Origin of the sequence: Demequina sp. (assembly GCF_016278775.1) — a bacterium.
Classification (GTDB): Bacteria; Actinomycetota; Actinomycetes; order Actinomycetales; family Demequinaceae; genus Demequina.
Genome location: NZ_JADQBF010000008.1, coordinates 26,116 through 38,754 on the forward strand (window position 1 = coordinate 26,116; position 12,639 = coordinate 38,754).

Here is a 12,639-nt window from a genome sequence, read left to right on the forward strand (position 1 = left end):
CGCGTGGGCTCCGGGCCGCGGCTATGTCACAGCGCGTGCCGCTATGCCGTCTTCCTTGTAGGACGAACACGAGGAGCGCCATGACGCACATCAGCATTCTGGGAGGCACGGGGATGGCGGGCTCGGCTCTCGCCCGTGAAGCCGCATCGCGCGGGCACACTGTGACCGTTGCGTCGCGACACGCAGGCGACCATGACGACGCTCGACTTGACGGAGCGACCCGCGTGAGCGTCGACATCACGACGGGACAAGGCGTTGCCGACGCTGTGGCAGGCGCGGATGTGGTGGTCTACGCGGTCAACGCCACCAGCGCACCGCACCAAGCGATGTGCGCAGGGTTGACGACGACGCTCGACGCCGTTCGCCGCGCCCAGTCCCCCGCCTCTCCTGGCGGACCGCTCGTCGTGCTGCCCTCCATCATCGGCTGCGAAGCCCTTCCAGGCGGCTACTACAAGGCCAAGGTGGAACAGGAGCGGATCCTGCGCGAGTGGGACGGCCCCAGCCTGACGCTGCGGGTCGCACAGTTCCACCAGTTTGTCGACAAGCTGCTGACGGCTTCGCGTCGCATCGGCGTCTCCCCACGCGCGCCGCTTCCTCTTCAGCCGGTGGAGGCGGGCGCGGCGGCGCGGGCCATACTCGACGCGATCGAGTCTGGCCCGTCGAGCGACATCCTTCAGATTGCTGGTCCGGAATCGCTGACGCTCGCCGCAGCGGCCAGGATGCACGCGAGTGCCCTCGGGTACAGGGCACTGCCGCTGCGGCTTCCGCTGCCGGGCATGGGCGCCGCCAAGCGCGGCGCGCTGACGCCCAAGCCTGGAGCCGCCACGCTCACAGGCACATCGTTCGTATCCTGGCTTGACGCGCGAGCACGCAAGGAGGTGTAGCGGTGAACGAGCACTCGGCGAGCGACAACCCCGCGGACATCTTCGAGGCCGAGCGCCCGCGGTTGGGCCGCCTCGCGTACTCGATCCTTGGCAGCGTGGCCGACGCTGACGATGCCGTGCAAGAGACGTGGTTGCGGTGGGCGCGCCAAGACCACGCGCGCATCGCCAGCCCCCGTGCGTGGCTCACCACCACCGCGTCGCGGGTGGCGCTCGACGAGTTGCGGACGGCGCGTCGGCGGCGCGAAGACTATGTGGGGACCTGGCTACCGGAACCACAAGTCGAGCGGTGGGACGGCACCGCGGACGCCGCTATCGAGTCGGATGACGTGACAACGGCGCTGCTGGTGGTGCTGGAGCAACTATCGCCCGTGGAGCGGGTCGCGTTCTTGTTGTGCGACGTGTTTGGGATGCCGTCTCAAGACGTCGCCGGGGTGGTGGGCAAGAACGCCGACGCGGTGCGTCAGGCGGCACGGCGCGGGCGCGGCCACGTGAGTGCGCGGGCACCGCGCTACGAGTCGGACCCTGCCACCCACATGGAGGTCGTGTCGCGGTTCGCCGAGGCCTGCGAGGGCCGCAACCTCAAGGCGTTGGTGGAGACTCTTGCGCCGGGCGTGACGTTCCGTTCTGACGGGGGCGGGCTGGTGACAGCTACCCGCAAGCCGGTGACGGGCAAGGCCCGCGTGGGTGCGATGCTCGCCGGGTTTGCGGCCACGGCATTGCGCAAGGGCCACGCACTTGAGGTCACGCTCGCTCGCGTCAATGGGCGGGCAGGCGTCATCTTCCGAGTGGGTCACGAGCTCAGCGTGTATTCGATCGAGACGCACAGCGGACGCATCACGGAGTTCAACGTGATGCGCAACCCTCAGAAGTTGCGCTCGGTCTATGCCGCAGGCGACAGGTGGTTCAGGGGAACCGCTGCGTGAGGCTCGTTGCTACCGCGCCGAGGGCGGGCTTCAGGCTCCAAGCACGAGCGCGGCCGACGCCCCTACCGCGAGCAGGGCGACGGCTGGCGTCCAATAGCGGTCGTCGGCTTCGGCAAATCCGGTGCCGCGCACGCTCTTGAGCACCCCGGTCCACTTGCCGTCGCCAAACACGCGCAGCACGAGCAACCCGAGCGCCGCATACACCGGGGCCCGGAGGACGCCGGGGCCCGCATGGAGCGCTTCTGTGACCACGAGCGCGGAGTAGGCCAACAGCGCGACCGCGATGACCAGCGTCCCGCCTGGCCGCAGCCGGAACTTGGGTTCGCCGGTGTCGGGATCCTGAGGGATAACGTTGGCAACGCCGCGCGGGGAGCCAGCCGCCCACGCCACGTGAAACGCGGCTGCGACCACCGCGACGGCGACCGCGAGCGCCACTGCAGCCCATACCAGCCAGGCGGGCACGGCGTCGGCCGCCCACAGGGCGAGTAGCCCTGCGGCGAGGAACAGCGGCCACGCCAAGTGGCCAGGCAGCATGATCAGAATGAGCGCCGCCGCGCTCAGGCACGTCACGGCGAACGCGACCTCGATGGGAGCTCCCATTAGCACTGCCGCGAGCGCCCACCACGCGACGGTGGTCAGGTGCCAGGCGAAGCGCAGCAGTGGGTCCGCGGCGGCGCGCGGGATGGCGGGCAGGCGCCAAGCGCGGTTGGCGAGCAGCGGCCGGATCACCTGGGCCTCGCCCAATCCGGAGTGCGCAACTCCGATGACGGCCAAGATGGTGGCGGCGAGCCATTCGATCACGACGTTCCCCTCTGCCAGTGGCAGCAGACGCCCAGTTGCGCCCACGTAGCGGCCACCATACGGTGGCGTATGGTCAGGCTAGAACATACGGTGGCGTATTGTCAAAGGATGTCCACGCTCACCGCCTCCGACTGGGTACTCGCGGCCGCGCGCAGGCTGGCATCCCATGGCGTCGACCAGGTGCGCGTGGAACCGCTCGCGCAGAGCCTCGGCGTGTCAAAGGGCAGTTTCTACTGGCACTTCGCTAGCCGCGAGGCGCTGCTCGCGGGGGTACTGGAGATGTGGGAGTCGCAAGGCACTGAGGCGATTATTGCTGCCGTCGACGCCACCGCGGGCCCGCCCCCGGCTCGCGTCCACGCGCTCATCACCCACACCTTCGGGCAACCAGAGCACGACGGCATCGAGCTGGGCATTCGCGCGTGGGCCCGCCACGACCCTCTCGCCGCTGCGACGGCTGCGCGCGTTGACAAGCGTCGCATCGGCTATGTCACGGGACTGCTTTCGGAATGCGGCATCGACGCGGGGGTTGCGCGCACGAGGGCGGAGTTCATGTACCGCACGCTGATCGGCGAGTTCGTGTTGCGCTCCCATGGGCATGATCCGCTGCCACCGGGCACGCTGAAGCGGCTCGGCGACACGCTGGTGCTTCCGCCGTCGTAGCCCGGCGGTGTGATCTCGGGCCCGCCGTGTGAGCAGCCTGAGATTCTCTCTCTCACTGCGGGCACCAAGGGATTCCGGCTCACTCGGACTCGGCGTGCGAGCCGGGCAGGGCGGCGTCGTCAACCACCAAGGTCCCGATGGTCGTCGGCAGGGAACCGGGCTCTAGTTCGATGTCCGGGTAGAGGTGAACAAAGTCATGCGCGATCGGAGCTAGTTCCGCCAAGTCCGCGAAGAGCCTTGCCAAAGTCGCGAGCCCATCGGCATCCGCCCGGACAAGAACCTCGCCATGGATCAGTTCGATGCTGATGCGCGGGTCCTCCCCCACCAACACCGGAACCAGGCCAGCACCACGATAAGGCTTACCATCGGGGGCCTCAGGAAGCACAGTCAAACTCGTTCCGAAAAGAACACGTGAAGGTTCTCGGTCCGCGTTGACCTGACCGTCCCGGGTCGCGGCACGAACGTCTCGAAACTGGCATGTGGTGGGTTGGGTCCAAACAAATCGGACGGAGAGATCCTGAACTGGGTGAAACCGCCTGCTGCGTCGTGCGCCGACTGGAAGACTCCGTCCGCAATTTCAGTGTAGCCGTCGCCGAGATGAGCGCTCCCGGCGTCCAATATGTCGTCAGTTGGGACAACCGAGCCATCGGGCCAGGGGCACTCGTTGTGCACGAGTACGCTTTCGTCGGCGATGACGACGAAGTAAGTGTGGAGGTCTTCGACCGTGAGGTTGAACGCCGTGCCGGTGATCCACGTGTCGGGGACCAGACCCCCGGTGACGAGCAGGTTCCCGTCGGCGGTGAGAACCCGGTCTCCCGCATCGAAGTCTTGCGGGCCTTCCCATACCCCGTCGGTGACGTTCCAGAACGGGTGATCCTCAGTGGTCGTGACCACACTGCCGTCGACCTCGAAATCAACCATCACGTCGTCATGGACCCACACATGCGAAACCCGATGTGCACCACGTTCCCCCGTGACAGGATCCTCAGCGAGCACCTCGTCACCGAACTCGATCAAATGCGCGTACCCGTAGGCCACGTCGCCGACCTAACCTAGGCGGAGTTGTTCATCAGTAACACGTCGGGGGCGCCCCCTTTGACGACCAAGCTCTCAAGTGCGATCGAGACGCCACCGCCCGATCCCCTGAGTAGCACCCCCCCGGGAGCAATCTCCTCAGCTTGCTCAGCCCAGAAGTAGGTGATCGAGACAGACTCGATTGAGCCTTCGCAGATCGGCGCAAACATGGGAGTGATGTCAGTCCTGGGGCTAGGTTTCGCGACAGCCGGAAACTCCTGCTCGCCATAGACCAAGGTTTCCAGCCGAGTACCGCTTCCCCAAGAAACGGTGAGAGGAGCGCCCTCGTTGAAGGAGAACACAACTCCCAACTCGACCCTCACAACGGTCCCCTCAATGGAAGACCCGGGATCCTCTTGGCCGAAATCGAGTGCTTCAACCCGCAGAACCCTCCGCCCCACGACACGTCGTGCGAACTCTAGATTGACAGGCCCAGATTCTTCACGCATTGGCTACCTCCCGGCGATGTACTGAAGAGACCCATTCGGGTTGAAGACGGCGCGAGGCCCATTCGGCACAACAAACGACGTGCCACCTCTGCTCAAGCCAGTCCGCACTGTCGCTGGATTGGTGAGCACTTCCATGAGAACGTCAGCCCCCGCAGCGTTCATTTCGCTTGCTGTTGTCAACGGAGGAAAGTCCCCTCTCGGCGCGTGTTTCTGGTACGACCGTCCCACGGCGGTCAGGCCGTTGTTGCCCGGCAAATCGGTGGTTGCTGATTCGAAAAACTCGTCAATACCGGGGCCGCACGTGTTGTGCACGAGTACGCCTTCGTCGGCGACGACGACGAAGTAAGTGTGGAGGTCTTCGACCGTGAGGTTGAACGCCGTGCCGGTGATCCACGTGTCGGGCACCAAACCCTCGGTGACAAGCAGGTTCCCGTCGGCGGTGAGGACTGTGTCTCCCGCATCGAAGTCTTGCGGGCCTTCCCACGCCCCATCGGTGACGTTCCAGAACGGGTGGTCCTCGGTGGTTGTGACCACACTGCCGTCAACATCGAAGTCGACCATCACGTCGTCATGGACCCACACATTCGACACCCTGTGTGCACCACGTTCCCCCGTGACAGGATCCTCTGCGAGCACCTCGTCACCGACCTCGATGTCCTCGATCGCCTTGGTCGACCCGTCAGCCATTACCACCGCCGTCGGACCAGCGAAGGAACACGCGTCGGCCGTGCGGGGCTTCACGGAAGGCTTCGCTGACGGCCTTGGTTTCAGCGCTGTCACTGTGCGGTTGATCGCGTTTCTGATTGCTGGGGTGGCCCGTGACGCGGCAGCGGTGAACGCTTTGGACGCCAACGGTGCCAAAGCATTACCGGCCCCTGCGGTCAAACCCCCGAACACACCACCGACAGCACCGGAGACGAAGAACCCGCCCGCAGTCCAACACTCCTTCGGGGTGTCGATGGCGTAGGTCACCATGCCACCCACCGCACCACCCAGTGCCGCACACGCCACCGACCCTGCACCAGCCGTCAACACCAAACAGCCACCACCAACCACGATGCCCGCAGCGGCACCGATGATGACACCCTTGTTGTCCGCAATCCAGGTACCTGTCGCCGACACTGCCGACGCCGCCGCATCAACCGTCGTACTGACCGCAGAGCTCACCGCCGACGTGGCCGAATCCCACGCCCCCTTAATCGACCACAACCCCAACGGGTCCACCAGCTGCAACGGGTTGCCCGACGCATACGCATACGGGCTACCCGTGGCCGACAGGGCAGGGTCGACACTGAGGAACGACGCCGTCACCGGGTCATAGAACCTCGCCCGCAGATAGTAGAGCCCCGTGTCGTCCAGGTACTCGCCCGCAAACAAGAACCGCGTCACCCCGGCACCATCACCGGCCGCACCCCCGGTGGCAGTCAGGGTCTCACCAAACACCGAGTAGTCCCACGAGCCCACCTGGGTGCCAGACGCGTCCGTCGCAGTCCTGGTCGACCCAATCAGGTCGCCGTGGAGGAACACCACCTCACCTGTAGTGGTGTCGACCTGTGCCACCGGGGCGGTGCCAAGCCCGTAGATGTACTCGTGCGTCGCGTCCGACAACAGCAGTGGCACCCCAGCCAACGTGTCCCACGTGAACGCTTCGGTCGCCGTGTCCTCACCCACCGTCGTCGCCGCACCAATACGCAAACCAGCGCTGTAGGTGTAGTCCGTCTGAGACCCCGTCACCGTGTCCGTGAGAGCAGTCATGCGACCGACCTGATCCCACCCAAACGACGTCACATCGCCCGACGCCGTCGTCGTCGACACCCGCCGACCCAAACCGTCCGACGCATACGCCGTCACGTCAGCACCGACTGTGCGTGACGTCAACGACCCATCCGCACCCCACGCCAACAACGCACCATCATCAGCCCGCGTCACCTCGCTAGACGGCAGGTACTGCACCGGCACACCCGAACTCATCGACGAAGACCGCTAGGGTCGCGCTACGAACGCCTTGTGCAAGGCGTCAGACGCGGTCGCGTCGAAGTCACGGGATTCCCAATCGTCCAGTTCCAACCACGCATCTTCGTGCTGTGCAACGCTGCCGAGGACCGTTGTGCCGTCTTCTCGGAGAAGGTGCAAGTCCTCGGGAAGGTCGGGGTTTACCCAGGCCGACAGCTCGGACGCGGCGCTCTTGAGTACATCAATCGACTCCGGCGTCAGTGCAAAGAGGTCGCGCCGAGACACTCTTGTGCCGATGAGCAGGGTGCCGGGCCAACTCTTGACATCTTCGCGTCTCACCAAGAACGGCTCCAACTGGTCAAGAACAGCCGCCCCGCCCGTCGTCAGCCGCACCTGTTCAGACCTGATTACCAGCCCGGCGTAGTGCGCGAAAGGGCACACGCGCTCCAGCAACTCCTTGTACAACTCATCGCGCACTGGCACAACTGCGTCAAACGTCGTTCGGGCACTCACGGCTTCACCCTAATGTGCTTGATGGGGCCTATGTTCACGTGCGGAACGGTGCCACCGAAGCCCGGCCGGCCCACGTGGATTGCTGGTCCATGCCCCGGCATTCCAAGTTCGTCGGCCCAACCGGCGAGGACGTTCCCGTCCTCTTGGGACACACCGCCTGACCGCTTCGCCTCCTTCGCCAGCTGAACGAGCGCGTCTTCGTCGGGATCGAACCGGCCAATCGTGATCGATCCTTCGTCAGGGTTGGCACGCGCGTCGTCGGCGGCCTGGGAGATGCGAGACCTTGCGCTGTCCAACCGGGACTTTGTCATCGCGACCGTCTTGCTCACCGCGTTTCTGATTGCTGGGGTGGCCCGTGACGCGGCAGCGGTGAACGCTTTGGACGCCAACGGTGCCAAAGCATTACCGGCCCCTGCGGTCAAACCCCCGAACACACCACCGACAGCACCGGAGACGAAGAACCCGCCCGCAGTCCAACACTCCTTCGGGGTGTCGATGGCGTAGGTCACCATGCCACCCACCGCACCACCCAGTGCCGCACACGCCACCGACCCTGCACCAGCCGTCAACACCAAACAGCCACCACCAACCACGATGCCCGCAGCGGCACCGATGATGACACCCTTGTTGTCCGCAATCCAGGTACCTGTCGCCGACACTGCCGACGCCGCCGCATCAACCGTCGTACTGACCGCAGAGCTCACCGCCGACGTGGCCGAATCCCACGCCCCCTTAATCGACCACAACCCCAACGGGTCCACCAGCTGCAACGGGTTGCCCGACGCATACGCATACGGGCTACCCGTGGCCGACAGGGCAGGGTCGACACTGAGGAACGACGCCGTCACCGGGTCATAGAACCTCGCCCGCAGATAGTAGAGCCCCGTGTCGTCCAGGTACTCGCCCGCAAACAAGAACCGCGTCACCCCGGCACCATCACCGGCCGCACCCCCGGTGGCAGTCAGGGTCTCACCAAACACCGAGTAGTCCCACGAGCCCACCTGGGTGCCAGACGCGTCCGTCGCAGTCCTGGTCGACCCAATCAGGTCGCCGTGGAGGAACACCACCTCACCTGTAGTGGTGTCGACCTGTGCCACCGGGGCGGTGCCAAGCCCGTAGATGTACTCGTGCGTCGCGTCCGACAACAGCAGTGGCACCCCAGCCAACGTGTCCCACGTGAACGCTTCGGTCGCCGTGTCCTCACCCACCGTCGTCGCCGCACCAATACGCAAACCAGCGCTGTAGGTGTAGTCCGTCTGAGACCCCGTCACCGTGTCCGTGAGAGCAGTCATGCGACCGACCTGATCCCACCCAAACGACGTCACATCGCCCGACGCCGTCGTCGTCGACACCCGCCGACCCAAACCGTCCGACGCATACGCCGTCACGTCAGCACCGACTGTGCGTGACGTCAACGACCCATCCGCACCCCACGCCAACAACGCACCATCATCAGCCCGCGTCACCTCACTCGACGGCGTGTACTGCACCGGCACACCCGAGCTCATGGACGAAATCGTCGACAACCGTGCCGCCGCATCCCACGTCACATCCTCCGAGACCGCCACACCACCATCACGTGCCGTCGTGCGAGAAGACATCAAACTGCCAGGCGTGTACGCATACCCCAGATCCAATACCGCACCCGCGGACCCCGTCACCGAGATGTCCGTCGCACGCCCCGCCAGATCATAGGTGTAGTCCGTGGCCACCCCGTTGGGATAGGTGACAGCGTCCACCAAACCATCGGCCGTCCACACCACCCCAAACGCACCCACACCGTCAGTCTCGAACCCAGTAACCCGGCCGGCAGCGTCATACGTGCGCTCCACCACCCGACCACCCGGATACGTCACCGACGCCACATTCCCCGCCGCGTTATACGCGTACCCCACATCACCCGTGGGGCCTTCGATGGCGGTGACCCTGCCCAACACGTCATACGTGTAGTCCGTCTGACCTGCCGCATCCGTCGCGGACGTGACCCGACCCACAGCGTCATAAACCATCGCACTGGGTGCCAAACCACTCGAATACGTCACACCCGTGGCAAGCCCCCGCACGTCATACGACGTCGTAGTGGTCTCACCCGCCGCGTCCGTCACCGCCACACGGAAACCATCCACATACGTCGCCGACGTAGTCCGCCCCGCAAAATCAACCGACGAGACCACATTGCCATCAACGTCATACGCAAACGTGGTGACCCGCCCGTTCACGTCCGTCGAACTCGTCACCTGACCCACAGCGTCGTAAACGTAGTTCTCCGTCGCCCCATCACTACGCCGCGTCTGCACCACCCTGCCAACAGCGTCATACGAGGTCATCGTGGTGCGACCATCAGGGTCCGTCACCGACGTCACCCTGCCCAACAGGTCATACGCCATCGTGGTGACGCCGCCCGCCGGGTCAGTGACCTTGGTGGGGTGACCGCCGTTGTTGTACTGGTACGTGGTCACCCTGCCCTCAGGGGACGTCTCCGTGAGGAGCTGACCGGCCACGTCGTAGGTGTAGCTGGTCGCATTGCCCAAGGCGTCAATCGACTGCGTGGGCCTGCCCGCCGCGTCGTAGACCGTGCTCACCGTCGACCCGTCAGGAGCCGTGACCCCCGTGACCCTGCCGACGCCGTCGTACGCGAAGCTGGTCGTGGCGCCCGACGCGTCCGTGGAGGTCAGGATCTGGCCCGCCGCGTCATACGTGAGGGTGGTCGCGTGACCGAGCGCGTCCGTGGTCGATGTGGTGCGGCCCGCGTTGTCGTAGGCGTACGACATCGAGTTGCCCAACGGGTCAGTGGCCGACGTCCGCAGCCCCAGCGCGTTGTAGGCGTACGTCGAGCGATAGTCGTCACGATCGTCGCCCGGTTGCGTGCCGCGCGGGTCAACCGACGCGATCACCAGGCCCAGCGCGTCGTACTCGATCTCCGTGCGCACCCCGCCAGGCGAGACTTGGGCGATCGGCCTGCCGTGAGCGTCGTGCTCGACGGTGCTGGTGCGGCCGAGCGCGTCGGTCACGGCGGTGACCTGGCCCTTCTCGTTGAGCGTGTTGACCGTGCGGTTGCCCAGGGCGTCGGTCACGGCGACAGGGTTGCCCTTGGCGTCGTTCTCGAAGGTCGTGACCTGGTTGAGCGCGTTGGTCACGGTGACCAAGTGGCCGTTCTCGTCATACGCGAACTTGGTCATGGCGCCCAGGGTGTTGATGATCCACACCCTGTTGCCGCGCGCGTCGTACGAGTAGTACGCGACCCGGCCCAGCGCATCCGTCATGCTCGCCACCTGGTTGCCGCTCGTGTAGGTGTAGGACACGGTGGCCTCGGCGGGAGTGCCTGCGGCCGACGTCATGGACGTCAGTTGTCCGTTCGAGTAGCGCTCGATCGTGACGACGCCCAAGTTGTCGGTGACGCGGGTCTCGCCCGCGAGGTACTCGAAGCTGGTTGACCGCCCGATGGGGTCGACCTGCTCGATCACCCGACCCTCTGCGTCGTACGTGTTGGTGGTGACCGCGCCGCCTGGCTTGGTCATGGAGACCACCCGGTGGTTGGCGTCGTACGAATAGTTGGAGACCGTGCCTCCAAAGCCGTTCACGGAGGTCAGGTCGCCCGCGGCGCTGTAGGTGTAAGTGACCTCGCGGCCCGTGCTGTCCTCGACGCGCGTGACCCTGCCGTTGGCGTAGGTCACCGTGAGCGCGCGGCCGTCGTCTGCAGTGAGACCCGTCACCTGCCCGCCAGCGTTGACCGTGACGTCCATCCCGTTGCCGTTGTTGTCTTCGATGCGCGTGAGCGCGCCCTGGGGCGTGAAGAGAAACACCTCGTTGCCGCCACGCACGTATCGGTAGCCGTCGACGGGATCGTAGGTGAGCGTGGCGAAGACCCTGTCGGGGGCCTCGAACGTGCCATCTTCCGTACGAATGAACCTTGTGAGCGACCCGTTCTCCTGCACCACGTTGACCGCCTGCGCCAAGGCGAGTGGATCGTCGTCCGCCGACGCCACGGCCATGCCTGCACTAGCGGTCCACCCGTATCCGAAGGCACCAGGCGTCCCCGCGCGCTGCGCGGAGTACGTCCGCGTCCAACTCACGTTGGGGCCGACTCCTGGAAGGCCAATGTCGGTGGTGGTCTCGAAGAACTCACCGGATTGTGTGTTCACTGGATCGGCGCGGCACGTGCTGGCGCACGCCTCGGCCGGGTTGGCTCCGCCGTAGGTCTCACCCGCGATCACAGCGCCACCGCCCGCCTGAGCGGTGATGGCGTTGCTCCTGGCCTGCTGGTCGACCCAGGGATTGCCGATGCCCGCGACGTAGGCGATCACCCGGTGCGGGTTGCCTTCGGGAAAGTTCGTCCATCCAGTGCAGGTGGTTCCCGACGTACAGATAGCGATGCTCCGACTGGCAGTGACGTCGTAGATGTACGTGCGGTAGTTCTTGTCGGTATAGCCGATGTTCTGATTAGTGACGGCGCTGAATGTGGTCTTGACCATGCCGTTGGCGTCGGGAGCCGCCTCGGAGACAGTTTCCAGCGAGACCTGCCAAGCTTGGCGTGCGACGTTCACGCTGTTGGTCGCGACTTGCCGGTCGACCTCGTAGCCGTCCGGTCGGGAAGCCACAAACGCTTGATAGGTGCGCGGATCCCCGGTGTAGAACTTGGTGGTCAGCGTGCACGTGGTGCCGCTGGTGCACTCCTTCACCACCTCGCCCGAACCAATGTCAACGATGTAGAGGGAGTAGTTGCCGCCCGTGTAGTACACGTTCTGGTCCGCCGTCGCCTTTAGCGTGAACGACTGACCCGCGGCGAAGACCGTCTTGTCGACGGTGAGAGTGGCGCTCCATGACTTGCGCGCAACTGTCACGGGTGCCGACAAGGCTTGGACGTCGGACTAGTAATCCTCGGTCGCCGATACATAGGCCACATACTGGTGCGGGTCACCCGTGTAGAAAGCCGTCGTCACCGCACACCGGTCCCGACCACCACCCTGGTATGACCCGACGGTGCACGTCTTAACAACCTCACCCGACGTCACATCAACAATATGAACCGCATACGCGCCATCCGTATAGCGCACCTCCTGATTCACCAACGCAGCCAACTCAAACTGAGACCCCGCAGAAAACACATCAACAGACGACGTCAACGACACCGTCCACGGCGCCCGAGCCACCGTCACCGGAGCAGACTGCGCCTGAACATCGGACTCGTAATCCTCGGTCGCCGATACATAGGCCACATACTGGTGCGGGTCACCCGTGTAGAAAGCCGTCGTCACCGCACACCGGTCCCGACCACCACCCTGGTATGACCCGACGGTGCACGTCTTAACAACCTCACCCGACGTCACATCAACAATATGAACCGCATACGCGCCATCCGTATAGCGCACCTCCTGATTCACC

At 65.0% G+C, this 12,639-nt stretch carries 11 protein-coding genes; 3 read left to right on the forward strand and 8 right to left on the reverse strand.

The window, feature by feature from the left end; all coding sequences use genetic code 11:
* The first annotated feature begins 80 nt into the window (after positions 1-80).
* Together QZZ33_RS01675 and sigJ are read left to right on the forward strand one after the other, a co-directional pair.
* On the forward strand, positions 81-884 hold the full coding sequence (locus QZZ33_RS01675; RefSeq protein WP_291377738.1) for an NAD(P)H-binding protein: 804 nt from the start codon (positions 81-83) through the stop codon (positions 882-884).
* Between the two features lie 2 nt (positions 885-886).
* Complete coding sequence (gene sigJ / locus QZZ33_RS01680; protein ID WP_291377739.1) at positions 887-1,807, forward strand: RNA polymerase sigma factor SigJ; 921 nt, start codon at positions 887-889, stop codon at positions 1,805-1,807.
* Between the two features lie 30 nt (positions 1,808-1,837).
* On the opposite strand, the gene QZZ33_RS01685 is transcribed toward sigJ, so the two are convergent.
* Positions 1,838-2,608 carry a DUF3995 domain-containing protein gene (locus QZZ33_RS01685; RefSeq protein WP_291377740.1) on the reverse strand — a complete coding sequence of 257 codons (771 nt, stop codon included), beginning with the start codon at positions 2,606-2,608 and terminating at the stop codon, positions 1,838-1,840.
* A gap of 108 nt (positions 2,609-2,716) precedes the next feature.
* Here QZZ33_RS01685 and QZZ33_RS01690 point away from each other — a divergent pair, with 108 nt between their 5' ends.
* On the forward strand, positions 2,717-3,268 hold the full coding sequence (locus QZZ33_RS01690; RefSeq protein WP_291377741.1) for a TetR/AcrR family transcriptional regulator: 552 nt from the start codon (positions 2,717-2,719) through the stop codon (positions 3,266-3,268).
* 79 nt (positions 3,269-3,347) lie between these two features.
* On the opposite strand, the gene QZZ33_RS01695 is transcribed toward QZZ33_RS01690, so the two are convergent.
* The 7 genes from QZZ33_RS01695 to QZZ33_RS01725 form a co-directional block, all read right to left on the reverse strand.
* A complete protein-coding gene (locus QZZ33_RS01695) occupies positions 3,348-3,653 on the reverse strand; it encodes a hypothetical protein (protein WP_291377742.1) in 306 nt (101 codons plus the stop codon).
* Between the two features lie 2 nt (positions 3,654-3,655).
* Positions 3,656-4,306, reverse strand: a complete 651-nt coding sequence (locus tag QZZ33_RS01700) for a polymorphic toxin-type HINT domain-containing protein (protein WP_291377743.1) — start codon at positions 4,304-4,306, stop codon at positions 3,656-3,658.
* A gap of 14 nt (positions 4,307-4,320) precedes the next feature.
* Entirely contained in the window at positions 4,321-4,791 is a 471-nt protein-coding gene (locus QZZ33_RS01705) for a hypothetical protein (protein WP_291377744.1), read from the reverse strand.
* 3 nt (positions 4,792-4,794) lie between these two features.
* A complete protein-coding gene (locus QZZ33_RS01710; RefSeq protein ID WP_291377745.1) occupies positions 4,795-6,669 on the reverse strand; it encodes an RHS repeat-associated core domain-containing protein in 1,875 nt (624 codons plus the stop codon).
* A 105-nt stretch (positions 6,670-6,774) separates the two neighbouring features.
* Positions 6,775-7,257 carry a hypothetical protein gene (locus QZZ33_RS01715; RefSeq protein WP_291377746.1) on the reverse strand — a complete coding sequence of 161 codons (483 nt, stop codon included), beginning with the start codon at positions 7,255-7,257 and terminating at the stop codon, positions 6,775-6,777.
* Positions 7,254-12,098 (reverse strand): RHS repeat-associated core domain-containing protein, encoded by a 4,845-nt coding sequence (locus QZZ33_RS01720; RefSeq protein WP_291377747.1) that lies wholly within the window; start codon positions 12,096-12,098, stop codon positions 7,254-7,256. The genes QZZ33_RS01715 and QZZ33_RS01720 overlap by 4 nt, the downstream gene beginning before the upstream one ends.
* A 27-nt stretch (positions 12,099-12,125) precedes the next feature.
* On the reverse strand, positions 12,126-12,639 hold a 514-nt coding region (locus tag QZZ33_RS01725; RefSeq protein ID WP_291377748.1), incomplete at its 5' end, for a hypothetical protein.